Source organism: Microbacterium sp. 67-17 (assembly GCF_001898325.1).
Lineage (GTDB): Bacteria > Actinomycetota > Actinomycetes > Actinomycetales > Microbacteriaceae > Microbacterium > Microbacterium schleiferi.
The window spans coordinates 27043-51435 of record NZ_MKTR01000007.1; the positions used below are offsets into that span (position 1 = coordinate 27043).

The following is a 24393-nucleotide window of genomic DNA, read 5'->3' on the forward strand; positions in this document are numbered from 1 at the left end:
GTTCACCGCGCCGTGACCGAGGCAGAGGTCGTGGCGTGTCAGGCGAAGATCGTCTCGGGTGCTGCGGCGAATCCCTCGAGGCGCCCGAGCCGGACCCCGAGTGCTTCGGCGAGGGACGTGATGTCAGGTGCGGCTGTGCGACGGGCAGCATCGATCGCGATGTGTGCGCAGGCGACGGCATCCGCGACGGCCTCGTGGTGTACGAAACCCGCGTATCCGGCGGCGGCTGCCGCGGCCGGAAGGCGGTGAGACGGGATGTCGTAGGTGCGTCGTGAGATCTGCACCGTGCACGCGTAGGTCAGGTCAGGGCAGGCAGTTCCGGTTGCCTCGCAGGCCCGGCGGATGACGCTCATATCGAAGCCGGCGTTGTGGGCGATCGCGACGTCATCGCCGATGAAATCGCACAGACCCGGCAGTTGTTGTGCCCAGGTCGGCGCGTCTACGACGTCCTGTTCGCGGATCCCGTGGATGCGGGTGTTGATCTCGAAGAACCGGTCGTGGGGGAACGGTGGACGGATAAGCCAACCCGCCGTCTCGACGATCTGCCCGTCACGCACGCGGGCAAGCCCGACGGCGCACGCTGAGGCATTGCTGGAATTCGCCGTTTCGAAGTCGATTGCGGTGAAATCCAGTGACACGGCTTCAGCATCGCGTGCCCATCCGACATCGCACCCGAGGCGCGCCGAGGCGAGGGCGCGCTGCCCCCGTAGACTGGACCCCCGTGGCTCTTACCATCGGAATCGTCGGACTCCCGAATGTCGGCAAGTCGACCCTCTTCAACGCCCTGACGAAGAATCAGGTGCTCGCGGCGAACTACCCGTTCGCGACGATCGAGCCGAACGTCGGCGTCGTCAACCTCCCCGACCCGCGCTTGAACACCCTCGCGGGAATCTTCGGATCCGAGCGCATTCTTCCGGCCAGCGTCTCGTTCGTCGACATCGCCGGCATCGTCCGCGGCGCGTCAGAGGGGGAGGGCCTGGGTAACCAGTTCCTCGCCAACATCCGCGAAGCCGACGCCATCGCCCAGGTCGTGCGCGGTTTCGCCGATTCGGATGTCGTGCACGTCGACGGAGCCGTCGACCCGAAGAACGACATGGAGACCATCAACGCCGAGCTGCAGCTCGCTGACCTCCAGACGCTCGAGAAGGCGATCACGCGGTACGAGAAAGAGGTCAAGGGCAAGAAGCTCGACCCGGTCGTGCTCGAGACCGCGCTCGCCGCGAAAGACGCGCTCGAGCGCGGGACGCTGCTCTCGGCCTCCGGAATCGAGCTGGCCCCGATCCGTGAGCTCGGTCTGCTGACCGCAAAGCCCTTCATCTTCGTGTTCAACGTGGACGAGGCGGTGTTGACCGATGCCGACGCCAAGGCGAACCTCGCGGCGCTCGTCGCTCCCGCACAGGCGGTCTTCCTCGACGCGAAGATCGAGTCCGAGCTCATCGACCTCGACCCCGAGGATGCCGCAGAACTGCTTGCCTCCACCGGCCAGGCGGAGTCCGGTCTCGATCAGCTCGCCCGAATCGGGTTCGACACTCTGGGCCTGCAGACCTACCTCACCGCCGGCCCGAAGGAGGCCCGCGCCTGGACGATCGGCAAGGGATGGAAGGCGCCGCAGGCCGCCGGCGTCATCCACACCGATTTCGAGAAGGGCTTCATCAAGGCCGAGGTCATCTCGTTCGACGATCTCGTCGACGCGGGTTCGGTGCTCGAAGCCCGCGCTCGCGGCAAGGCGCGGCTTGAAGGTAAGGACTACGTCATGCAGGACGGCGACGTGGTGGAGTTCCGCTTCAACAACTGAGTTGCGTCGCGAAGTACTCGGTGCGCCGCCTGGCGGGTCTTGTGGTGGTGATCTGCCACGTTCGGCGGTCGCGGCACGAACCGCCGCGGTGAATGCTGTGGACACAACTGCTCACGATGGAGAACGAAGGAGTTCCCATGGCTGAAACGCTCCCACGCCCACCGTTCGATCCGGAACTTGAGGCTGTGCTTGCAGTCCTCGCTGAGGCGCTTCCACCGGCTATCACGCCAGAGATGATCCCCGTGCTGCGGCAGGGTCTCCCCGGTGCGATTCCGATCGATGAGCTTCTTGCCGAAGCTGGTGTCGAACGCGTCGACCACGTGATACCGGGCTACGGCGCGGCAGATATCGAAGTCAGCGTGCTGCGTCGGATTGGCAGTACCGGTGTCGGACCCGGCGTGTTCCACACTCATGGTGGGGGAATGATCATCGGCGACAGGTTCACCGGCATCGGCCAGATCCTGCCGTGGATTGTCGAGCACGGTGCTGTGGCTGTCACCGTTGAGTATCGCTTGGCCCCCGAGTTCCCCGATCCCTATCCGATCGAGGACTGCTATGCGGGGTTGGTGTGGACGGCCGAGAACGCGCACGAGCTGGGCATCGATCCTGAGAGGCTCATCATCGCCGGCGCGAGCGCGGGCGGAGGCCTGGCTGCGGGTACGGCCCTCCTCGCGCGTGATCGTCAGGGACCGGCGCTGGCCGGGCAGGTCTTGATCTATCCGATGCTCGATGACCGGGATGAGACGGTCTCTACTGCCCAGGTCAACGGTGTCGGCGTGTGGGATCGCACGAGCAACATCACGGGATGGTCGGCCCTCCTGGGCGACCGCCGCGGCACCGCGGACGTGTCGATCTACGCCGCTCCCGCGCGCGCGACCGATCTGTCCGGGCTCCCGCCCGCGTTCATCGACTGCGGCTCCGTCGAGGTCTTCCGCGACGAGGACGTCGCGTATGCGACGGCACTGTGGCATGCGGGTACGCAGGCCGAACTCCACGTATGGCCGGGAGGGTTCCACGGGTTCGATCAGATGGCCCCGCAATCGGCTATCGGTCAGGCGATGGTCGCCGCCCGCGACGCGTGGGTGGCGCGACTTCTCTCCCAGTAACTGAGGCGGACGACCCGTGCTCCCGCTAAGGTGAGCGCGGGGCCTCGCCGTGGAGCGCCCCGAGGTGGGTGAAGCGCATGCAGGAGCTTGTGGGTCGCATTACTGCTCTTGATCCCGAGGCCAGCGAGACCCTCAAGGTGATCACGTATTTCGACGCGCTCGTCGGAGCGGGGGCAGGGATCGATGCGCTGCTGCGTGCCGCTGCGACCCTTTCGGGCGTAACCGCGGGCCTTGAGCACCGCGATCGCATCCGCCGTCGCGATGCATCAGGTCGGCAGGTCGATGGCGATCCTGTGGTCACGTCGCCGGCTCGGGACGTACCGGGAGGTCGGGTCTGGCTCGAGCGCGGTGACATCCACGTCGTTGCAGATGAGATGGTTGTCGAACGGTTCGCGCTCGCAGTCACTGTGACTCTCGCTCGCCATGAGCCCGACGCTGCTCTCGAGATCGTCATCGACAGGGACCGCCCACGAGCCGATCGCGTCGCTTCTCTTGCGCGCCTTCGCCTGGATGCCTCGAGCCGGGTGCGCATTGCCGCGCTTCCTCCCGACCATGATGAACCCGGCTCCGTGCTGCTCGCTGGGCACGCAGGTGTGCTGCGAGGACTGCTCCTCGATTCGACTCGGGAGGCACCAGCGCGGGGCGGTATCAGCCCGTGGGTTCGCGCTGATCTCCTGCCGGAGGGATGGGAGGCCGCAACGCTGGCCTTGCGCTTGACCGGTCCTGCTCACCCGGTGGTTGACGCTGGCGAACTCGGCTCACTTTTGCTCGCCGTCGGGGCGTTCGACCCCTCTGCGCCTCCCGAGGACGTGACAACTCTTGCGGGACTAGATCCGAGGTCCCGAGACGTTCTGGATGCCCTTGTCAACACAGACAGTCTGCGCGGCGCATCCGCGGCCTTGGGCATGCATCACTCGACTGTCCAGGCGCGCCACGAGGCGCTCACGCGCGATCTCGGCTACGACCCGCGCTCGCCGCTGGGACGTGCACGGTACCTCACGGCGGAGCTGCTCTTGCGCCTCGTGGCCCCCTGAGTACCTCACGCACGCAGACACGGAGCACGTCGCGTCGGATAAGGTCGTGCAGGGTGCGTGCCGGTGGTAGCGATTCCTCGTGCTGTGACAAGAGCCATGCACCGAGGAGGGGCCCATACGATGGCTGAGATCGAGACGTTCGAACCCGATGGGCGAGCGATCCCGTACGCCGACGACCGCCGCAACGGCCCGGCCCTCGTGCTGCTGCCCGGGCAGGGGTTGAACATCGGCTACCTCGGCCCGCTTGCTGAAGCACTCGCCGAGGAGGACTTCCACGTCGTGCGGATCGGAAGTCGTCGTCCGCAAGCTGGCGTCGAGCCGACGATGCATGATCTCGCTCAGGACATCATCGACGTGATGGACCACCTCGGCCTCGCTTTCCCCTGGGTCGGTGGACACGGTTTCGGGGGCACGGTGGCACGTATCGCTTCCCTCGGCCACCCCGGGCGGTTCGGTGGACTCCTGCTTCTCGGCGTTGACGGACCCGAGGATGCCGCGGCATCCGCTGCCTCCGAGATCCCGGAGAACGCTCGCAAGCCCGACCTCGTCGCCATGCAGAGCTCTGCTCGCGGCGCCACGCCCGAGATCGGCGCGCTCGAGGTCCCGCCCGGCGTCCCCATCCTGATCATCCAGGGAGCGGATGACGAGGTGGCTCCGCCGGCAAACGGTCAGGCGCTCGCCGCCATCGCTCCCGACCGGATCAGCGTCGTCACGATCGAGGGCGCGCGCGACCTGTTCCCGCTCACCCACGTCGGCGAAACTGCATGGCCCATCGAGGACTACCTCGACTGGGACTGACATCCGCAGCGGAGCACCACCGGGCGTGATGAACTAGGGGAATGAGCCCGAAGCCACGCCCCGTCGCCCTCATCACCGGCGCCTCCTCGGGGATCGGTCACGCCACAGCACTCGCCCTCGCCGCGCGGGGCTGGATCGTCTATGGCGCAGCCCGTCGAGTCGACCGGATGCAGGAACTCACGGCATCCGGGTGCCAGGTGCTCGAGATGGATGTGACGGATGACGCGTCGCTGCGGGCCGGCGTCGACCGCATTCTTCAGGAGCAGCGGCGTCTGGACGTGCTCGTCAACAACGCGGGGTACGGGTCTTACGGGGCTCTCGAGGACGTGCCCATCGAGGAGGCGCGCAGGCAGTTCGAGGTCAACGTCTTCGGTCTGGCGCGGTTGACGCAACTCGCGCTCCCGACGATGCGCGCCCTCGGGCGAGGCCGGATCATCAACGTCTCCTCCATCGGTGGGCGCATTTACGAACCGATCGGCTCCTGGTATCACGCCACGAAGTTCGCGGTCGAAGGGCTCTCGGACTCGCTGCGGATCGAACTCGCCCCGCACGGGATCGACGTCGTCATCATCCAGCCCGGGCCGATCCGCACCGAATGGAACACGATCTCCCGTCGCAGCGCGCAGGAGTATTCGGGTGCCGGTCCGTATGCCGCGCAGGCCCGAGCCCTCGTCCGCAACTACGAGCGCGTCGATGACTCGCCGGCATCCGGGACGCCCGAGGACGTCGCCGCGGCGATTGTGCGGGCGGCGACCGCGAGGCGCCCGAAGACCCGCTACGCAACCCCGGCATCGGCCAAGATCGTCGTCGCTGCGCGTCGCCTGTTGCCAGACCGGGTGATGGATCTCATCCTCAGACGTCTGGCCATGTAGTCCTGGCGTCCGAGGTACGAAGGCGCTGCGGGCGTCGGATGTCAAGGCCCGCGACGGCGCTGGCAGAGGCCGTTTGACTGCGCCCATGGTTGATACGCCCCTGCGTGCGATCGCGCTGAACGGCACGCTCAAGCCGTCGCCTGCCGAATCCAGCACCCAAGAGCTCGTCGACCTCGTGCTCGTCGACCTCAAGGGTCACGGCGTCGCCGGCACCGCGGTGCGTGTGGTCGATCTCGGTAGCCGTCCCGGCGTGCAAGCCGACATGGGTGACGGTGACCAATGGCCGCAGGTCCGCCAGCAGATCCTGGATTCCGACATTCTCGTGTTCGCGACTGCGACCTGGGTCGGACATCTCTCCAGCGTCGCCCAGCGGGTGATCGAGCGGCTGGACGCCGAGATTTCGAAGACGTAGGAGGAAGGTCGGGCGCTGCTAGCTGGCAAGGTGGCAGTCGTGGTCGTCACGGGAAACGAGGATGGCGCGCCCGCCATACCTAGGACCAGAGCCCGCACCTGTCAACGGTCTCGTACGTCGCAATCCACGGAAGGTACGTTCTCCAGATGAAGCAAGTGCACTATGCCGGTAGGTCGCTCTTCATGCACGACGACACTGCCGCTGCCCTGATCGATTACGCCCGTGTGCTCAGCGAGCACCGTTCCGCGGATGCTGTCACAGTTCCCGCCGTGAGTGCGGAGGGCAACCCGGTCACCGCGACTCTGCTTCTGAATGAGGCTGCCGCCCTCGTCATCGAGTCAGTCGCGGGCGGGATCACCATCGACCCCGACCCCGCGGCGCTCGACGAGATTCAGCGGCGGACCCGACAGCTTGAGGGAGTGCGGGGCGGGGCCCCAGATGAGCCATGGCCCCTCGAACTTTAGTCCTGCACCGCACGCTAACAAGGGTTACCCTGGCCCCATGAAGGCTCTGCGAACCGCCGGAATCTGGGCAGCAGTGATCGCCGCGATCACCACGGTGCTCGGCATCCTCGTGACGGAACTCGTCTCGCTGTTGGCCGCCGTGCTGGGCGCGGTCGTGAAGGTGGTGCCGAACCTCAGTGGTTCCGCAGCGCGTCGATGAGCTCCTTTTTGCGCATCGATGAGTAGCCACTCAGGCCCAGTTCCTTCGCGCGCTTCTTGAGCTCGTCGACGGTCCATTCGTCGTAGCTGCCCGACTCACCGCCCTTGCGGCCGACGCTCGATCGCCCGCGATTGGCAGCGGCGTTGGAGATGCGCGCCGCCTTCTCTTTCGACGCTCCGTCATCGCGCAGCTCCTCGTACAGCTCTGGGTCCTTCAGACTCGAGTTCCGGCGTCCAGGCATGGTTCCTTCTTTTGTCGGTGGCCGTCTGAGCCACGAATGGCCGATGGAGTGGGAAAGGCGCGGCGGTCTGCTAGAGCGCGCGTCCTCCCGTGACCGGGAAGACGCCGCCCGAGACGTATGAGGCCTCGTCACTTGCGAGATAGACGTACATGCCCGCAAGTTCCGCGGGCTGGCCGGCGCGACCGAGCGGGGTGTCGCTGCCGAAGGTCGTGAGCTTTTCCTCATCGAAGTCCGTCGCGGGGATGAGCGGGGTCCAGATGGGACCCGGTGCGACGGCGTTGACCCGGATGCCGCGGGGCCCGAGGTCCTGCGCCATGGCGCGAACGAAAGCTACCTGGGCCGCTTTGGTCATCGCGTAGTCAAGCAGGCCCGGCGAGGGGTCGAAGGCTTGAATCGACGACGTCACGATGATGGTCGAACCAGCATCCAAGTGCTCCATGGCGGCGCGCGCCGAGAAGAGCAAGCCGTACAAATTCGTGCGGAACGTCCGGTCGAACTCGGCGGTTTCGAGCTCGGCAAGACTGTCGCGGTCGCGCTGGTAGGCGGCGTTTAAGACCAGGATGTCGATCCCGCCGAATTCGGCCACCGTATCGGTGACGATCTTCTCGGCGAAACCCTCGTCGCGAACGTCACCGCTGAACGAAGCCGCGCGAACCCCCGCATCGCGAACGAGCGCCACGGTCTTTTCGGCATCCTCGTGCTCTTCCGGCAGCGACGCGATGGCGACGTCAGCGCCCTCGCGCGCAAAGGCGATAGCGACAGCCCTGCCGATTCCCGAGTCGCCCCCGGTGATCAGGGTCCGCCGCCCGACGAGCCGTCCGTGTCCGATATACGACTCCTCGCCATGATCCGGCGTCGGGGTCATCTCGGTCTCCAGCCCCGGCTGCTGCTGCTTCTGCTCGGGGAAATCGTCGGTGGTGTGTGCGGTCCGAGGGTCCTGGGTTGCATCGTTCGAAGTCATGCAGTGACGATAAGGCGGGCCCCGCGGGAACCCGAGGGACTTGACCATCCGTCGCGGCGGGGGTACGGGCCTACCGGGGCAGCACCGGCCGACCGAAGAGCATGCTCGCGAGCAGCCATCGGTACATGGCCTGCCCGGCAATCGCGACGGCGCATTTGACGGTCCGCGCCACCTGGGCTGGCGACGCCGACCGTCTAGAATCGGGCATGAGACCTCCCCGTGTCGTGACGGTATGCCGGGGTGGGTCGAGCAGATCAGGGGTTGCGCGCTGACCAGGAGCGTGCCATCGCCTGCGGGGAACAAGGTGGTCCGAACGGTGCCATAGGGGGTCCCAGGGGTCGAGGTCAATACCCTCGTGCATCCGGGCTCGGCGTGCGAAGGTTCATGGGATCCGCACCACGGGATGTCCCCGATGATTCGGGCTACATCCACATTCGGGAGAAGGAGCGGAATGGGAAAGTTCATCTACGACGGAAACGTCAAGGTCGATTTCGACGACCGCACGTTGGCTCACCTCCAGGTGGTCATCGGAACCAAGTTGAGGCGGAACGAGGCCTTTCACTTCACGTGGAAGGATGACGCGAGCATCGGAAACGGGCGCACGACGGTCTGGGTCCACCCCCGGTGCTCGCTCGTCTACAAGTTCTACGGCGGCAGGCGTCCGCAGCTCAACATGGCCTGGGTCGAAGCTCTCGCCTACACGGCGAACTCCCCATCCGGCCTATACGTGGTGCCCGAACCCAGAGAAGGTGACCCGGTGTCCGGAGGTAACAATGAAGCGCATTGACATCGTTTACGGCGGCGAGCTCTACAGCGTCGGCGGCCGCGAGTTCGATGAGGTTCGTCAGGAGGTCATGGATGGGACCACGGACGGACCGAGCTGGCTTCGAGTCAACGACGGCGAGGGGATGCGCCGGGAGGCGTATCTGCTGCTCTCCCCGGGCGTACCCATCGCGCTTGTGCCGGTGCCGGACGACGGTGTCGAGGTCGCGGGTGACGGCCAGTGGAGTTCTGACGGCGATCACTGAGCAAACCGGGAAGGATGCCCTCGTCAGCCTCGATGCGTGGTGGCGGGCGGCCACCTACCTGAGCGTCGGACAGATCTACCTGCGCGATAACCCTCTGCTGCGACGTCCACTCGAACCCGAGGACATCAAGCCCCGGCTGCTCGGGCACTTCGGCACGGTTCCGGGACTGACGCTTGTCTACGGGCACCTGAACCGGGTGATCGCCGAGCGCGGCATCCCGATGCTCTTCATCGCCGGGCCCGGCCATGGAGGTCCTGCAATGAATGCGGTCAGCTGGCTGGAGGGGCCCTGGAGTGCGACCTATCCGGACATGCCGCGCAGCAAGGACGGCATGCGGGAGCTCTTCTCTCGGTTCTCGGCCCCCGTGGGCATCCCGAGCCACACGTCTCCCCACGTGCCGGGGTCCATCCAGGAGGGCGGTGAACTCGGCTACTCGCTGGTGCACGCCTATGGTGCAGCCCTCGATGACCCCGACGTGGTCGTTGCCTGTGTCATCGGCGACGGTGAGGCTGAGACGGCGGCGCTGTCGGCATCCTGGCAGTCGGCGGCGTTCTTGGACCCTCGAACAGACGGCGCAGTGCTGCCGATCCTGCACCTGAACGGCTGGAAGATCGACAATCCCACCGTCATGGATCGGATGCCCGAGCAACAGCTGCGTGATCTCATGAGTGGTCACGGACATGACCCGATCATCGTGGACCTTCGCGACGCGACCGATCCGATCGAGATTCACAGCGTCATGGCGCACGCGATGGACCGCGCGTTCGACCTGATCGCGCAGATTCAGCGTCGGGCGCGCGGCGCGGAAGTGCCCGAGGCCGCGCAGTCCCCACGGTGGCCCATGATCGTGCTCCGCAGCCGCAAGGGTTGGACCGGCCCCGAGGAAGTTGACGGTGAGCCTGTCGAGGGAACGTGGCGGTCGCACCAGGTCCCGCTTGAGGACGTCGCGTCCTCTCCGGAGCGCCTGGCGCAGGTGGAACGATGGCTCCGCTCCTACCGCCCCGACGATCTCTTCGATGAACGCGGGGTCCCCACGCGAGAGGTGCGGGATCTGGTCCCGGAGCCGATGGAAGTCACCATGAGTGGATCTTCCCGCGCGAACGGAGGGCTCCGCCGGCGAGACCTGGTGATCCCGGAGTTGGCGGGTGAGACTGTTGAGAACATCGACCGAGCCTCCAATGAATCGGCGACCACAGTGTTCGGGGAGTGGCTCGGAGAACTCGTCCGGGCCAACCCGCGAGACCTGCGCATATTCGCAGCCGACGAACTCCGGTCCAATCGGCTTGCGCAGGGCGTTCTCCCCGCCACCGCAAGGCAGTGGAACCAGCAGCAGCGCAGCGTCGACGAAGATCTGGCCACGCAGGGCCGAGTGATGGAGGTCCTCAGTGAGCACCTGTGCCAGGGATGGCTCGAGGGATATGTGCTCACCGGGCGACACGGACTGTTCACCTCGTACGAGGCGTTCGTCCACGTCGTCGACTCGATGTTCAATCAGTACGCAAAGTGGCTGGAAGCCGCCGCCACCTATCCGTGGCGCGCTGAGCTGGCAAGCTTCACCTACCTCCTGTCGAGCCATGTCTGGCGCCAGGATCACAACGGCTTCACCCATCAGGACCCGGGCTTCCTGGACCTTGCCGCGCGCAAGAGCTCTGACATCGTCAGGCTCTCGCTTCCCCCCGACGCGAACACGCTCCTGGTCACGATGGAGCGCGCCTTCACCGAATCCGGCCGGATCAACGTCGTGGTGGCGGGCAAGCAGCCCGAAAAGCAGTGGTTCTCCCTCGACGCCGCCCGCCGGATCGTCGCCGATGGCGCCGGCATCCTGCCGGGAGCGGGTAGCGTCGACGACGGAACAGGCCAGCACGACCAGCCCGACATCGTTCTGGCCTGCTCGGGGGATGTACCGACCCAGGAAGCGGATGCCGCACGTGCGCTGGTGCGCGAGCTGGCGCCATTCGCGCGCATCCGCGTGGTCACCATCGTCGATCTGCTGCGCCTGCGCGCGGGGGAGCCGCAGAGCCTTGACGATGACGCGTTCGCGACCCTGTTCGGCGTGGGAGTGCCTCTCGTCTTCGTCTTCCACGGATACCCGCACCTCATCAAGGAGTTGCTCTTCGATCGACCGCTCACAGCCGACGTGACGGTGCGCGGCTATCACGAGCGAGGATCGACCACGACGCCGTTCGACATGCTGCTTCAGAATGAGATCGATCGGTTCACCCTCGCGGCTGACGTCCTCAAGCGGTGCCGCATGGGTGAGCGAGAACGAGCCGAGGCGCTCGCAGTCCTGGCGAGTCGGCGGGAGCATGCGGCAGACCACCTGCACCGCTTCGGTGTCGATCACCCCGCGCTCGCGTGAGCGGGACGGGTGAGAGGCGATCAGGCTAGCGCGCGGCTCAGAGGCACGCCCGAGACCGAAGCGATACTGGTCACCGTCACCCATCCGTCTGCCAGAAGCGCCGCGTCCGTACCGGGCTCGGGCCGGTTCGGAAGGTCCTCGACGGCAAGACTGATGTGGTGCTCGTCCCGCTCGGCCAACGTAGTCTGAACGATCCCGAACGGAGCAAGCTCTGCCTCGACGATCCCGCGAGGATGCTCGATGTTCGGGACGTTGACATTCAAGATCGTGCCTGCCGTCTCGGCCATGAGGTACGACAGCAGCTCATCGACCACCTCGACGGCGCTCTCCCACCAGAACGTCCCTGGCGCGAAGCCGACATCGAGTGACACAGCGATCGCGCGGGCGCCGTGCAGACCCCCCGTGAGCGCCGCACCCACTGTTCCCGAGTGCACGATCGCGCGACCGACGTTGGCGCCGTGGTTGATGCCCGAAATGACGACGTCCGGCGGCTCGCCGAAGGCGCCACGCGCTGCGATGAGCGCGATCAAGCCCGGTCCAGCGTGCACCGCGTGCGCGGGCACGCCAGCCGCATCAGCGACCTCACGTCGCTCCACGCGGATCCGCCCGTCAGACTGCGACGCCATGATCGAGGCGCTCGATCCGCTCGACTGCGCTGCAGGCGCGGCGATCACCGGGTCGAACCCCGCTCGATGAAACCGACGCGCCAGCGGAGCGAGACCGTCCGCCTCGATTCCGTCATCGTTGGTGATCAAGATGCGGGTCATGGGGTTTCTCGGCCCCTTCCGGTCTCCTCCGGAGTTGTCATGGCGGCGAGGTCATCGGGTGTGACGCGGCCATCGGCAGGAGTTGCCGCCGACTCCACGACACGAAGGCTCACCTGGGCGCGGAGCCCCTCGATCGCATCACGGTGGCCCGTGCCTAAGCCGTGCCTCGTGACGTTAAGCGCCCCCGCTGCAGCGCCCAGCGTCACGGCTTCGCGAACAGTCTCGCCACGCGCGATCCCCGCGACGACCCCGGCCGTCAGCGAGTCGCCGGCACCGCGATGGTCGGCGATCTCGAACCGCGGCACAGAGATCTCGGCGAGGCCCTCGGCATCCAGCAGCAACGCCGGCTGACTTGCCCGCGTGAGGATCACCGTCTCCGCCCCTCGCGAGCGCAGTTCACTCATTCGCTCCGCCAGATCAGCGGTCGATCCCTCGCCCTCATCGGCGGCAAGCTCCTCATCGCTAAGCTTCAGGATGCTCACGCCACCGCGCAGCGCGGCATCCAGGCGTTCACTGGCAAGATCCACCACGACCGTCGCTCCGCCGCGGCGCAGGTCCGAGGCCAGACGATGGTAGATCTCTACGGGAATCTCGTCATGAGCTGGACCGCTGAGAACAACGAGGCCCGAGTCGATTCCCCGGCTGAGGGTCAGCGAGTACAGTTCGTCCATTTCGTGCCGGCCCGGGGTTGTTGCCCGCTGCTCAGCAATCGTGCGGCGCTCCCCATCCCGGCGATCGTGAATGTAGGCGGAGCCGCGGTCGCCGCGTTCGATGGCCTCGATCGTGATTCCCTCCCGTTCAAGGAGGGTCCGGATGACGAGTCCACTCTCGCCGCTCAGCAGCGCGCACAGTGTCACATCGACGCCGAGCAATGTGAGCATCCGTGCCTGCCAGACCCCTTGACCGCCGGCATGCAGGTGGACATCGTCCCCGGAGGGATGACTCTCTATCGTGACCGTCAGAGTCGGGGACGGTGCGAACACCGTCGCGCTGTTCACCGAGGTGCTCCTCAGGCCGTCTGGCCCTCGTGGCGACCCTCGCCGATCTCCTCGACGAGCTTGTCGTTGAAGGCGGGAAGGTCATCGGGCGTGCGGCTCGAGACGAGACCCTGATCGACGACGACTTGTTCGTCGACCCAGTTCGCTCCCGCGTTTCGCAGGTCGGTTTGCAGGCTCGGATAGCTGGTCAGGGTGCGACCTTCGACGACGTTCGCCTCGATCAGCGTCCATGCGCCGTGGCAGATCACGCCCACAGGCTTGTGCTGTTCGAAGAAATCGCGCGCGAAACCGCACGATGCGGCATCCATGCGCAAGTGATCGGCGTTGACGACGCCGCCGGGCAGGACGAGGGCGTCGAACTCGGCAGCGTTCGCGACGGAACTATCGATGTCCACGCTCTGCTGGTGGCCGTTCTTGCCCGTGACGCTGTCGCCTGCGGGGGAGACGAGGCGGGCCTGTGCCCCGTGCGAGGTCACGGCCTCCCAGGGTGAGGTCAGTTCGCTGTCTTCGAAGCCATCCGTGACCAGGAATGCGACGGTTTTGCCCGTGAGATGCGACATGGTGGTCCTCCCTCATACGTGTGTGCGTACAGTGACGGTACGAAGCCCCTGACCTCGGGGCCAGGGGCTTCGCACGTAGGAGACTCGCTCGCTAGGGCTCAGTGGGCGGGGACGACGCCTTCAGGCTGATCTGCAGGCTTCCGGATGATGAAGGCCCCGACCAGGATCGGCAGCGCCACGATCGCCGAGACCAGGAACGCGCCGCGCGCGCCCGCGGCTGCTGCCTCGTTGACCGGCAGTCCCGCTTCGACGGCAGAGGCCGCAATCGCGGACATCGTCGTGACCATGACAGCCACACCAGCAGCTCCCGCCACCTGCTGCACGGTTCCAAGAACCGCCGATCCATAGGAGTAGAAGCGCGGCTGGAGCGAGGCGAGCGACGCCGTGAACAAGGGCGTGAACGAGAGCGCGAGACCCAGCGACAGCACGATCTGCGTGACGAGGATGACCCAGATGGAAGTGTCGGCGCCGTAGCTCGCGTACGCCCAGAGAGATGCGACGGCGAGAATCGCACCGGGAACCAGCAGCACGCGGGTGCCCGAGGCGTCGTAGATGCGGCCCACGATCGGCCCCGCGAAGCCCATCGCGAGCGAGCCCGGCAGCAGCAGGAGACCACTTTCCAGCGCCGTCGCGCCCACAGCCTGGCTGAGGTAGAGCGGAAGCACCGTGATCGCCCCGAAGAACGCCATCGAGAGGACGCCCATCTGAGCGATCGACAGGGAGAAGTTCAGGGAACGGAACACGCGGAGATCCATCAGCGCGTCATCCTTGCGTTGCAGCACGAGCTGACGCCACACGAACAGCGCGAGCGCGACAACGCCCACCGCGATCGCAATCACCAGGGTCATCGTGGACCCGGCTTCAGCTGCGGCGTCGGTCTGCGATCCGCCGTGACTAGCCGCGCCACCGATCTGGCTCAGGCCATAGACGAGGCCACCGAATCCGAACGCCGACAGGATCACAGACAGCACATCGATCGGTGCGCGGGTGGTCTCGCCGAGATTGCGGATCCAGATCGCGCCGGCAACGAGAGCGGCGATTGCGATCGGCAGGACGATGCCGAAGATCCAGTGCCACCCCAGGGAGTCGAGGATGAGTCCCGACAGCGACGGGCCGATCGCCGGAGCGAGCGCGATGACAATGCTGACTCGTCCCATCATGCGGCCACGCGCATGCGGCGGCACGATGGTCATGAGCGTCGTCATGAGCAGCGGCATCATGATCGCGGTGCCCGAGGCCTGGATGACGCGGGCGACGAGGAGGATCTCGAAGCCGGGCGCAATGAAGGCCACGGCTGTTCCGGTCGAGAAGAGCGTCATCGCTGCGAGGAAGACCTGCCGGGTCGTGAAGCGCTGCAGGAGGAAGCCGCTGATCGGGATGACGACCGCCATCGTGAGCATGAATGCCGTGGTCAGCCACTGGGCAGCCACCGCGGTGATGCCGAGATCCACGATGAGGTGGGGGATCGCGACGCCCATTGTGGTCTCGTTGAGGATCGCGACGAAAGCCGCAGACAGCAGGAGCCAGATAATCCGGCTCTCCTCGGGGCGCAGGTTCAGACCCGGGACCGGAGTCGCGGCGTCGGGGCCGGCGGGGATGACCGGGATCGAGCCGGTCTGCGGGTTTACATTGCTCGCTGCCACGGGCGGGTCCTCACTATCAGGGCGCGTGTCGTCGGAGACGAAAAGGGGAGGGGACGCCGAGAGCAGGCGCACGAGAGCCACGCGAGGTGGCGACGTTCACCATAACGGCGGGAACCGACATTCGATTCCCGTGAGGTGGAAGAAACTACTCCCGGTCGGAGCCAGACTCAGTCGTCGAGAGTCTCTTCGTCCACCGACTTGTCCCACTGCTCGGACCCGATCGCATTGGTCGGGTGCGGCGTGGGCTCCCGATCGAGCAGGTCGGCCGGTGTGGGGGAGATCAGCTGCTCCTCGGGGATCGACTTCAGATCGTCGATCTCCTTGCGAAGCGCGTCCAGGTCTTCGTGTCCAGTGCCGGCGCCATCGTTCGCAGTCATGCTCACAGCCTACCGGTGTCACTGCCCGGCGTTATGCTCCAGGCGTGAGCTTCGACGGCCTGAATCCTGACGCCCTCGCCTTCTTCGACGAGTTGGCGGTCAACAACACCAAGGAGTGGTGGCAGAGCCAGAAGTCGCGCTTCACCGAGAACGTCGCTGGTCCGTTTGAGGCGCTCGCCGAGGAGCTCGAGCCGGAGTTCGGCCCCGTGAAGATCTTCCGCCCGTACCGTGACGTGCGCTTCAGCGCCGATAAGTCGCCCTACAAGCTCCAGATCGGCCTGGTCACTCGCGCATCAGCCGCGCACTACCTGCAGCTCTCGGCATCCGGCCTGTTGATCGGCGGCGGGATGTATCAGCCGACGCCCCCACAGCTGGCGGCCTTCCGGTCTCTCGTCGATGAGGCCCGGACGGCGCCCGATCTCGAGGCCACCCTCGCCGAGGTTCGCGCTGCCGGCTTCGAGCCGATGCGCGATGACGAGCTGCGCACCGCACCTCGGGGGTTCTCTGCCGATCACCCCCGCATCGACCTGCTGCGGCTTCGCCACCTCGCGGTCGGTCGCGAAGAGCAGCCCGACGACTGGATGTGGACGCCGGATGCTCTGGATGAGATCCGTGCAGCTTGGCACGTCGTGTCGGTGTGGTGCGACTGGTTGCACGCGAATATCGCGATAGACCCTGAGGTCCGCTGACGAGAGCAGCGCGCGCCATCCTCCCGATTGCGGGTGTCAGCGGGAGCGGCCGTCCTCCAGGCGTGCCTCGAAGGCGTCCAACGCTTCTCGATAGCGAGGGTCGGGGTGGCTCTCGGCGATCGAGCGCAGTCGAGGCACATCCATGTCACGGATGAGGTCGATCCGGGCGCGGAGCGCTTCCTCGTGGCCGGCGAGCACGTCGAGCCCTTCTGCCATCGCGTCCAGGCAGTCGTGCAGCACGGCGAGTTCGGACTCACGCTGCGTGATTGAGGATCCGTCCGGCCGCATTCGCCACCGCACGACGACGTCGGGGATCGTGTCGAAGGCGGATGCCGACACGAGCATCCGCTGAGCGATGACCTGATCCTCGTACAGCCGACCCTCGGGAAATCGCAGCTCATCCCACACCCGGGCCCGGCTCACCTTCGCCCACGCGACGATGCTTCCGGTCGCCGCCGGATGCTCGTCCAGCGTCACCCCGTGGCGTTCGGGTGCTGTTACCGCGGCAACCCACGGCTGTATTGGACCGTCGAGATACGAGCCGTCGGGCTGGGGCCGCAGCCGCGTATAGGCGCCGATGACGAAATCGCTTCGCGTGCGCTCGAGCCTCCCGATCATGCGTTCGAGGGCTGACGGGGTGAACTCGTCGTCAGCGTCCAGGAACCCCACGAAGGGCGTGGTGACAAGATCCAGTCCGGCGTTCCGCGCCGCCCCCAGTCCCCGCGTGCGGGGCAGCCTCATGACGCGGAACCGTTCATCGTGTGCAGCGGCGCGCTCGAAGAGCTCACCGGTCTCATCCGCCGAGCCGTCGTCGATGAGGATCGCACACCAGTCGCCGCGGGTCTGGTTTCGGAGGGAGTCGAGCGCCGCCGGCACGTAGGGTGCGACATCCAGACCGGGAACGATGACGGTGATCGCCGGGTCTGTCATACCCCGGATCCTACGGCGGCAACAGCTGCCTCGATGGCGTCGATGATCGGCGCGACCGAGCCGGTGGCGCTGTGGCCGAGCGTCACGCGAACCGCGGTGCGGGCTTCGTCGGGCTCGACACCCAGAGCGAGCAGCACGTGTGAGGCTTCGTCGCTCCCGGCCGCGCAGGCTGACCCGCTCGAGGTGACCATGCCCCGCCGCTCGAGCTCGAGCAGCACGGTCTCGCCGTTAACTCCCGCGAAGGTGAAACTTGCCGTCCCGGGAAGGCGGTACTCCGGATGCCCGGTGAGCTGTGCGATCGGCACCCGCTCGAGCACTCCCGCGATCAGGTCGTCACGCAGGGCAGCCACGCGCTCGGCAGCGTCGCTACGCTCTGCCTCCGCGAGCTCGAGTGCGCGCGCGAGGCCGACGGCTCCGGCGACGTTCTCGGTGCCGCTGCGCCGCTCCCGCTCCTGTCCGCCGCCGTGCAGCACGGGCTCCAGGGGGATGCGGGACCGTATGCCGAGCACACCGATGCCCTTGGGGGTGCCGATCTTGTGGCCGGCAATCGAGAGCGCGTCGGCACCGAGGCCGCGAAGCGGCAGCCATCCTGCCGCCTGGACGGCATCCAGGTGCAGGGGCACCCTCCCGGCGACGGCGGCGACCAGACCCGTGACGTCCTGAACCGTGCCGATCTCGTTATTGGCATAGCCGACGCTGACGATCGCGGTGTCGTCGCGGATGGCTGCAGCCACGGCATCCGGATCAACGAGTCCCGTCGTGTCCACCGGCACGAGAGTCGCTTCGAACCCGTGGATGCGCGTCAGGTAGTCGATCGAGGCAAGCACCGACTCGTGCTCGATCGGGGTGGTCACCACGTGCCGGGCGCCGCATCGCTGCTGCGCGGCTATCGCGACGCCCTTGATCGCGAGGTTGTTCGCCTCGGTCGCACCAGAGGTGAAGATCACGTCGGTGGCCCGCATGCCGAGGACGGCGGCGACCCGATTCCGGGCGTCGGCGAGGGCATGAGCTGCCTGCTCGCCGATGGTGTGGTGGCTCGACGGGTTGCCGAAGTGCGTCGTGAGGTACGGAGTCATCGCCTCCAGCACCTCCCGGCGCACCGGAGTGGTCGCGGCGTTGTCGAGGTAACTGATGCTCACGACCCGCCGGTACCCGACTCGATCTGGATGTCCAGGCCCAGGTCGATCGCGGGGGCAGAGTGCGTCAAGGCTCCGACCGAGACCACATCGACACCGGTCGCAGCGATCGCCCCGACGGTGTCGAGACCGACGCCACCGGATGCCTCGACGATGGCCCGGCCCGCGATCAGCTCGACTCCGGCGCGAAGCTCGTCGAGCGAGAAGTTGTCGAGCATGATGATGTCGACCCCTGCCGCGAGCACCGCGGGAATCTGATCGACACGGTCGACCTCCACCTCGACACGCATCGTATGGGGAATGCTTGCGATCCCGGTGCGGAGCGCCTCCGTGGTGGAGGCACCCGAAGCTGCCAGGACAGCGAGGTGATTGTCTTTGACCATCACGGCATCCGAGAGGGAATGCCGATGGTTGTGGCCGCCGCCGCTGCGCACCGCGTGGCGTTCGAACGCGCGCAGGCCCGGGGTCGTCTTGCGGGTGTCTGCAATTCGTGCGCCGGTTCCCGCGGCCGCCTCGACATAGCGGGAGGTGAGGGTGGCGATTCCCGACATCCGCTGGGCGAAGTTGAGTCCGACGCGCTCGGCGGTGAGAACGCCGCGGGCGGGCCCCTCGACGGTGGCGAGCACGTCGCCTGCCGAGAACGTCTCCCCGTCGGCTCGGTGCACGGTCACGGTGATAGCGGCATCCGTCAGCGCGAAGGCTGCCGCGAACACGTCTCCGCCGCTGAAGGTTCCGGGCTCCCTCGCGACGAGCTCGGCGCGGGCGCGGGCGGATGCCGGGACGAAGGCCTGCGCCGTCACGTCACCCCACGGTGCGTCTTCGGCCAGGGCCGCAGACACAACCCGGTCGATCTCGGCTCGGGTCAGCATCAGCGCACCGCCGCGAGCTCGGCGTCGCGTCGGAAGTGGGCACCGGCCGACGATGTCCGGGCGCGGGCAGCTGCCACGACGTGCTCGGCGACCAGCAGCAGGTTCTCGTCCTCGTACTCGCGTTCGGTCTGCGGCGATCGCGCCTGCGCTCGCCAGCCGGCGATGACGCTGGCGGCACGGGCGAGACCCTCTTCGTCTCGCACCAGCGACGCGTCCTCCCACATGAGGTTTTGCAGCGTGGCCCGCGAGAAGGTCGGCGAGGGGACCGCTGGGCTTGCCATCACGCCCGCGGCGGGAACAGGGCTGATGTTCTCGCGGGCGTCAGTCGCCCACGAGCCGGATGCGGCATCCGATGCGATCGCATCTCCGGCGCGGGCGCCGAACACGGCGCCCTCGAGGAGCGAGTTCGACGCGAGACGGTTCGCCCCGTGGACTCCGGTGCGGGCTGTCTCGCCGACGGCGTAGAGCCCGGGAAGCGAGGAGCGCCCCTTGAGGTCGGTGACGATGCCACCCATGAGGTAGTGGGCGGCAGGCGTCACCGGCACGGGAACGCGTGCCCAATCCAGGCCGCGCTCGCGCATCGCAGCGTCGATCGTCGGGAAGCGCTCGCGCAGCCACGCCGCGCGGGCATCAGCGTCGGTCGCGGGGATGGCGGTGGCATCGAGCAGCACGGGGCGGCCGTCCTGTTGCCTCATGACCCGGGCTATCGCGCGGGCGACGACATCCCGCGGCGCGAGCTCTCCATCGGGGTGGTCGTCGAAGACGAAGCGGTGACCGTCCTCGTCGATGAGCGTCGCGCCCTCGCCGCGCACGGCCTCGGAGACCAGGAACGCGTCACCGGCCGCGAGGACCGTCGGGTGGAACTGCACGAACTCGAGATCAGCGACGGCGGCTCCCGCTCGAATCGCCGCAGCGATCCCATCGCCGGTCGCTACCGCGGGATTCGTCGAGTGCGCGAACAGCTCGCCGATGCCTCCCGTTGCCAGGACAACGGCATCGGACCGCAGCTCGTCGGGCGTTCCGGTGTGGTCGCCTCGGGCGTCGCGCAGGATCCGGATGCCGCGCACCCGACCCTCCTCGACGATGAGGTCGACGAGGAACGCGTGCTCGATGACCGTCGCCGCAGTCGCGCGGACGGCGGCGACGAGCGCCCGTTCGATCTCGGTTCCGGTAGCGTCGCCGCCCGAGTGCAGGATGCGGGGGTAGGAGTGCGCGGCCTCGAGGCCCTTTCGGAACTCACCGTGCTCGTCGCGATCGAACGCGACGCCGAGCGCGACAAGCTCCCGGATCCGCTCCGGCCCCTCTGTCGCGAGCACCCGCACCGCTGCCTCATCGCCGAGCCCGGCGCCGGCGACCAGGGTGTCGTGGATGTGGTCTTCGACCCGGTCATCGGGGAACATGACTCCGGCGATGCCGCCCTGCGCGTAGCGCGTGTTGGCGTGCTCCAGGACGTCCTTGGTGACCACTGTCACACGGCATCCGTTTGCTGCAGCGTGAAGCGCAACAGTGAGGCCGGCGATCCCGCTGCCGACGACGATCACGCGCGCTGCGTTGGTCATGACGCCTGCTCCCAGGCGGCAGCCGGGGCTGCCGGGGGCTTGGCTGCCAGCATCCGCTCGAGGGCGATGCGGGCGGGGTCGGCGACGTCGGCGGGAACCGTGATGCGGTTGACGACGTCGCCTGCAACGAGCGACTCCAGCACCCAGGCAAGGTACCCGGGGTGGATGCGGTACATCGTCGAGCACGGGCAGACGACGGGGTCGAGGCAGAAGATCTCGTGCTGCGGGTGCTCGGCTGCGAGGCGCTGCACAAGGTTCACCTCGGTGCCGATCGCGAAGGTCGTCGGCTCGGTCGCGGCCTCGATCGCCTTGCGGATGTAGTCGGTCGAGCCTGCTTCGTCAGCAGCGTCGACAACCTCCATGGGGCACTCCGGGTGCACGATGACACGGACCCCGGGATGCTCGGCGCGGGCCTTGTCGATCTGGCCTACCGAGAAGCGGCGGTGGACCGAGCAGAACCCGTGCCACAGGATGACGCGCGCGGCATCCAGGGTCGCGTCGTCGTTGCCGCCCAAGGGCTTGCGGGGGTTCCACATCGGCATCTGCTCGAGCGGCACGCCCATCGCCTTCGCGGTGTTACGCCCGAGGTGCTGGTCGGGGAAGAACAGCACCCGCCGGCCCCGTTCGAACGCCCACTCCAGCACGGTCCGCGCGTTTGACGAGGTGCAGACGATCCCGTGATGGCGGCCGACGAACCCCTTGATCGCGGCGGAGGAGTTCATGTATGTCACCGGGATGACGGGCAGCAGGCCGTCGGCATCCGGGGTATCGAGGTCGCCGTAGACGTCGGCGAGCTCTTCCCACGACTGCTCGACCTCGTCGATCGAGGCCATATCGGCCATCGAGCATCCGGCCGCAAGGTTCGGCAGGATGACCGCCTGATCGGGCCCGGAGAGCAGGTCTGCGGTCTCGGCCATGAAGTGCACGCCGCAGAACACGATGGCTTCGGCATCCGTGCGAGCCTTTGCGGCGTTGGCGAGCTGGAACGAGTCGCCAACGTAGTCGGCGTGCCGCACGACCTCTTCGCGCTGGTAGAAGTGGCCCAGCACGACCACGCGCTCGCCGAGGGTCTTCTTGGCCGCGATGATTCGGGTGTCGAGCTCTGCTTCGGTGGCCTCGCGGTACTCCCGCGGGAGCTCGCCCTGGCGGGGTGCGCCGGTCGGGATGACATCACCCTCGGATGCTCCGGGCCCGTAGCCCGGCACCGTGTCGAAGAGCCACGGCGCCGCTGCAAGCTCGGTGTTGCAGGTCTCGCCCTGGAGCGACCCCGAGACGATGCCGTGGATCTCGTGGTCGACCGACGGATCGATGGGGCGTGGGGCGAGGGTGATGTTGACAGCTGTCATAAGGTGCTCGTTTCGGGCGAGGAGGGTTGGATGTCAGCGGGTTCGGAGTCGCTCAGCGGCCCCCGGTCGGCAAGTTCGACATCCTGGTTGTAGCGGTAGAGGCGGGCGGGACGATGGCTGCCGGTGCGGAACCGGTCGGTGGGGATGAGGTTTCCGGAGTTCTCGACCTGACGCCGGAAGTTCGCGGGGTCCAGGCGCCGATCGAGGATCGCCTCGTAGACCTCACGAAGGTCGGCCAGCGTGAACAGGTCCGAGAGCAGACCGTGCGCGATACGGCTGTACCCGACCTTGTTGCGCAGCCGCCACAGGGCGTAGGACACGATCTCGTTGTGATCGAACGCGAGGGTGCCCGGCGCGTTCGCGTCGAACCAGGCGACGTTCTCGGGCGCATCGCCCGCTGCCTCGTGGGCCGCGCGCTGGGCGTCAACGTCGTCGGCGCGCAGGAGAGCCCAATAGACGATCGACACGACGCGAGTGGGGGATCGGTCGACGTCTCCGAACGCGTAGAGCTGCTCCAGGTAGCTCGGCGTGAGGCCGGTCGTTTCGGCGAGGGTGCGCGAGGCCGCGGCATCCAGCCCTTCGCCCGCGTCGAGCCACCCACCGGGCAGCGCCCACAGGCACTCATAGGGCTCCCGGGTTCGACGCACGAGCGGCATCATGAGGCGCCCCGACCCGTCGCCGGGGTCGCGTCGGACCGTGAAAATGACGGTCGACACCGCGACGCGGATGGCATCCGTGGATGCTGCGCGTGCGGTGTGGGGAGCGAGGCTGGTTTGTGTCATGGTGACTCTAACTGCTGGCTCGATCTTAGAGTCAGGGTGACCAGAACCGCAACTCGGGTGGCCTGGGAGAAAACCCTCAGCTTGGTCGGCGAACCGGTCGACAGACTGGACGCGTGGTCCTCGGCATCCTCACCGACGTTATCGTCGTGATTCTGCTGCTCGGTGCGCTCGCGTGGGGGATCGCGAGCGGAGTGCTGGCGATCCTCGGATCGGCGGTGGGTCTTGCCGCGGGCGGGGTGGCGGTGTGGTGGCTCCTGCCGATCGTGGCGCCGCTGCTTCCCGAATCGGACTGGCGCGGCCCGGTGCTCATCGCCGGGGTCGTCGTGCTGCTCGTTGGTGGGGCGATCGCCGGGGGCGTGGTCGGTAGCGCCCTCAGGCGCGGAGCCGAAAAACTGCGCCTTCACATGATCGACCGTCTGCTCGGCGGCGCCGTGGCTGTCGTTGCCACCGCGCTTTCGCTGTCGCTGGTCGCCCAGAGCGCCGCCGTCTCGGGTGTGCCGCTGGTCACTGCAGCCACCTCGTCGTCGCGCGTGCTCGCCACGATCGATGCGCTGACCCCGGCACCGGTGAGCGCCGCTCTGGCGCAGCTCCGGCAGGCGGTGTTCGTCGACGCTCTGCCCCGGATGGGGACGCTGCTGGATCTTCCAGTCACGGCGCCGACTGCCCCGCCGGTGGCGCTCGATGACCCCGCCCTGAGCGCAGCCGCCCAGTCGGTGGCTCGCATCTCGGGAACCGCGTTCTCGTGCTCCCGGGGCATGACGGGCTCGGGTTTCGTCATCTCCGATGACCGCGTGGTCACCAACGCGCACGTCGTGGCCGGAATGGAGCAAATCGTCGTCGAACTGCCGGGGCGCATGGCTCAGGCCGGCCGCGTCGTCTGGTTCGACCCCGACCAGGACCTCGCCGTCATCGCCGTGGAAACCGAGGACGTTGCGGCACTGCCCGTCGTTCCGACTCTCCGGCCAGGGGATACCGCGGCGGTTGCCGGCTACCCCTACGGCGGCCCCTTCACGCTGGGGCAAGCGTCAGTGCGCTCGGTGGGAACCGCGCAGGTGCCCGACATCTACGACAGCGGGTCCGTGAGTCGGGAGATCTACGCGCTGGATGCCCGCGTCGCACCGGGCAACTCCGGAGGTCCCGTGCTGACCGCAGGCGGGGAGGCGGCCGGTGTCGTGTTCGCCCGGGCCGATGACGGAACGGATGTCGGGTACGCGGTGACCTCGGATGTGCTCGCCCCGTTGGCTGCGCAAGCTCCCGCTCTGGCCGAGCCGGTCTCGACGGGTTCCTGCACGCCCTGAGGCGCGTCGGCTGGCGGGACCCGGGCGCTGGGATATGCTGGCCGCGCAACTGAAGATCCGGCCACATGACGGGTGCGGGAGAGCCTCGGGTCACACCGGGCACCGAAGGAGCAAGCCTCCCCGCCAATCTCTCAGGTCCGCGTACCGCGCACGTCCGGCCACTCTGGAAA

At 67.3% G+C, this 24393-nt stretch carries 27 protein-coding genes and 1 riboswitch; of the genes, 13 read left to right on the plus strand and 14 right to left on the minus strand.

Annotated elements, in window-relative coordinates:
• Positions 1-38 precede the first annotated feature (38 nt).
• Positions 39-638, minus strand: coding sequence for a 3'-5' exonuclease (locus tag BGO47_RS02960; RefSeq protein ID WP_292708414.1), 600 nt, complete (start codon positions 636-638; stop codon positions 39-41).
• Between the two features lie 83 nt (positions 639-721).
• Here BGO47_RS02960 and ychF point away from each other — a divergent pair, with 83 nt between their 5' ends.
• The 8 genes from ychF (at position 722) to BGO47_RS03000 (ending at position 6680) form a co-directional block, all read left to right on the plus strand.
• Entirely contained in the window at positions 722-1795 is a 1074-nt protein-coding gene (gene ychF / locus BGO47_RS02965; RefSeq protein ID WP_292708416.1) for a redox-regulated ATPase YchF, read from the plus strand.
• 137 nt (positions 1796-1932) lie between these two features.
• Positions 1933-2901 (plus strand): alpha/beta hydrolase, encoded by a 969-nt coding sequence (locus BGO47_RS02970; protein ID WP_292708419.1) that lies wholly within the window; start codon positions 1933-1935, stop codon positions 2899-2901.
• 77 nt (positions 2902-2978) lie between these two features.
• On the plus strand, positions 2979-3935 hold the full coding sequence (locus BGO47_RS02975) for a hypothetical protein (protein WP_292708421.1): 957 nt from the start codon (positions 2979-2981) through the stop codon (positions 3933-3935).
• Between the two features lie 120 nt (positions 3936-4055).
• On the plus strand, positions 4056-4733 hold the full coding sequence (locus tag BGO47_RS02980; protein WP_292708423.1) for an alpha/beta hydrolase: 678 nt from the start codon (positions 4056-4058) through the stop codon (positions 4731-4733).
• A 41-nt stretch (positions 4734-4774) separates the two neighbouring features.
• On the plus strand, positions 4775-5605 hold the full coding sequence (locus tag BGO47_RS02985) for an oxidoreductase (RefSeq protein WP_292708425.1): 831 nt from the start codon (positions 4775-4777) through the stop codon (positions 5603-5605).
• 85 nt (positions 5606-5690) lie between these two features.
• Entirely contained in the window at positions 5691-6017 is a 327-nt protein-coding gene (locus tag BGO47_RS02990) for an NAD(P)H-dependent oxidoreductase (RefSeq protein WP_292708427.1), read from the plus strand.
• Between the two features lie 146 nt (positions 6018-6163).
• Entirely contained in the window at positions 6164-6481 is a 318-nt protein-coding gene (locus BGO47_RS02995; protein ID WP_292708429.1) for a hypothetical protein, read from the plus strand.
• 37 nt (positions 6482-6518) lie between these two features.
• Positions 6519-6680, plus strand: a complete 162-nt coding sequence (locus tag BGO47_RS03000; RefSeq protein WP_292708431.1) for a hypothetical protein — start codon at positions 6519-6521, stop codon at positions 6678-6680.
• On the opposite strand, the gene BGO47_RS03005 is transcribed toward BGO47_RS03000, so the two are convergent.
• Both BGO47_RS03005 and BGO47_RS03010 read right to left on the minus strand, forming a co-directional pair.
• Complete coding sequence (locus tag BGO47_RS03005; protein ID WP_292708433.1) at positions 6655-6921, minus strand: Rho termination factor N-terminal domain-containing protein; 267 nt, start codon at positions 6919-6921, stop codon at positions 6655-6657. The genes BGO47_RS03000 and BGO47_RS03005 overlap by 26 nt on opposite strands.
• 70 nt (positions 6922-6991) lie before the next feature.
• Positions 6992-7882 (minus strand): SDR family oxidoreductase, encoded by an 891-nt coding sequence (locus tag BGO47_RS03010; RefSeq protein ID WP_292708435.1) that lies wholly within the window; start codon positions 7880-7882, stop codon positions 6992-6994.
• A gap of 451 nt (positions 7883-8333) precedes the next feature.
• Here BGO47_RS03010 and BGO47_RS03015 point away from each other — a divergent pair, with 451 nt between their 5' ends.
• From BGO47_RS03015 to BGO47_RS03025, 3 genes are read left to right on the plus strand one after another with little or no spacing between them, the layout of a single operon-like run.
• Entirely contained in the window at positions 8334-8669 is a 336-nt protein-coding gene (locus tag BGO47_RS03015; RefSeq protein WP_292708437.1) for an ATP-dependent DNA ligase, read from the plus strand.
• Positions 8656-8910 (plus strand): hypothetical protein, encoded by a 255-nt coding sequence (locus BGO47_RS03020; RefSeq protein ID WP_292708439.1) that lies wholly within the window; start codon positions 8656-8658, stop codon positions 8908-8910. Before BGO47_RS03015 ends, BGO47_RS03020 begins: the two co-directional genes overlap by 14 nt.
• A complete protein-coding gene (locus tag BGO47_RS03025) occupies positions 8876-11269 on the plus strand; it encodes a phosphoketolase (protein WP_292708441.1) in 2394 nt (797 codons plus the stop codon). Before BGO47_RS03020 ends, BGO47_RS03025 begins: the two co-directional genes overlap by 35 nt.
• A 20-nt stretch (positions 11270-11289) precedes the next feature.
• Here the strand turns inward: BGO47_RS03025 and BGO47_RS03030 are convergent, their stop codons facing one another.
• From BGO47_RS03030 to BGO47_RS03050, 5 genes are all read right to left on the minus strand, one after another.
• The gene (locus BGO47_RS03030; protein WP_292708443.1) at positions 11290-12036 is read right to left on the minus strand and encodes a 5'/3'-nucleotidase SurE; all 747 of its coding nucleotides are present in this window, start codon (positions 12034-12036) and stop codon (positions 11290-11292) included.
• Positions 12033-13034 carry a PfkB family carbohydrate kinase gene (locus tag BGO47_RS03035; protein WP_292708445.1) on the minus strand — a complete coding sequence of 334 codons (1002 nt, stop codon included), beginning with the start codon at positions 13032-13034 and terminating at the stop codon, positions 12033-12035. Before BGO47_RS03035 ends, BGO47_RS03030 begins: the two co-directional genes overlap by 4 nt.
• Positions 13035-13045: 11 nt before the next feature.
• On the minus strand, positions 13046-13594 hold the full coding sequence (locus tag BGO47_RS03040; protein ID WP_292708447.1) for a type 1 glutamine amidotransferase domain-containing protein: 549 nt from the start codon (positions 13592-13594) through the stop codon (positions 13046-13048).
• A 98-nt stretch (positions 13595-13692) separates the two neighbouring features.
• The gene (locus BGO47_RS03045) at positions 13693-15237 is read right to left on the minus strand and encodes a DHA2 family efflux MFS transporter permease subunit (RefSeq protein WP_292708449.1); all 1545 of its coding nucleotides are present in this window, start codon (positions 15235-15237) and stop codon (positions 13693-13695) included.
• Positions 15238-15404: 167 nt separating this feature from the next.
• Positions 15405-15614, minus strand: coding sequence for a hypothetical protein (locus tag BGO47_RS03050; protein WP_292708451.1), 210 nt, complete (start codon positions 15612-15614; stop codon positions 15405-15407).
• Positions 15615-15658: 44 nt separating this feature from the next.
• Here BGO47_RS03050 and BGO47_RS03055 point away from each other — a divergent pair, with 44 nt between their 5' ends.
• Entirely contained in the window at positions 15659-16303 is a 645-nt protein-coding gene (locus BGO47_RS03055) for a DUF2461 domain-containing protein (RefSeq protein WP_292708453.1), read from the plus strand.
• 36 nt (positions 16304-16339) lie between these two features.
• Here the strand turns inward: BGO47_RS03055 and BGO47_RS03060 are convergent, their stop codons facing one another.
• The 6 genes from BGO47_RS03060 to BGO47_RS03085 are packed head-to-tail and all read right to left on the minus strand — an operon-like array spanning position 16340 to position 22925.
• Positions 16340-17233: a glycosyltransferase family 2 protein gene (locus BGO47_RS03060; protein WP_292708455.1), complete on the minus strand. Its 894-nt coding sequence runs from the start codon at positions 17231-17233 to the stop codon at positions 16340-16342.
• Positions 17230-18366, minus strand: a complete 1137-nt coding sequence (locus BGO47_RS03065; RefSeq protein WP_292708670.1) for a cysteine desulfurase family protein — start codon at positions 18364-18366, stop codon at positions 17230-17232. The genes BGO47_RS03060 and BGO47_RS03065 overlap by 4 nt, the downstream gene beginning before the upstream one ends.
• Before the next feature lie 2 nt (positions 18367-18368).
• A complete protein-coding gene (gene nadC, locus BGO47_RS03070) occupies positions 18369-19238 on the minus strand; it encodes a carboxylating nicotinate-nucleotide diphosphorylase (protein ID WP_292708456.1) in 870 nt (289 codons plus the stop codon).
• Positions 19238-20797 carry an L-aspartate oxidase gene (gene nadB / locus BGO47_RS03075; RefSeq protein WP_292708458.1) on the minus strand — a complete coding sequence of 520 codons (1560 nt, stop codon included), beginning with the start codon at positions 20795-20797 and terminating at the stop codon, positions 19238-19240. Before nadB ends, nadC begins: the two co-directional genes overlap by 1 nt.
• Positions 20794-22143, minus strand: a complete 1350-nt coding sequence (gene nadA / locus BGO47_RS03080) for a quinolinate synthase NadA (RefSeq protein WP_292708460.1) — start codon at positions 22141-22143, stop codon at positions 20794-20796. The genes nadB and nadA overlap by 4 nt, the downstream gene beginning before the upstream one ends.
• Positions 22140-22925: an NUDIX domain-containing protein gene (locus tag BGO47_RS03085; RefSeq protein ID WP_292708462.1), complete on the minus strand. Its 786-nt coding sequence runs from the start codon at positions 22923-22925 to the stop codon at positions 22140-22142. Before BGO47_RS03085 ends, nadA begins: the two co-directional genes overlap by 4 nt.
• A 113-nt stretch (positions 22926-23038) precedes the next feature.
• On the opposite strand from BGO47_RS03085, the gene BGO47_RS03090 reads away from it, so the two are divergent.
• Entirely contained in the window at positions 23039-24223 is a 1185-nt protein-coding gene (locus tag BGO47_RS03090) for a MarP family serine protease (RefSeq protein ID WP_292708464.1), read from the plus strand.
• A gap of 65 nt (positions 24224-24288) precedes the next feature.
• Positions 24289-24380, plus strand: a riboswitch (glycine riboswitch).
• Positions 24381-24393 lie beyond the last annotated feature (13 nt).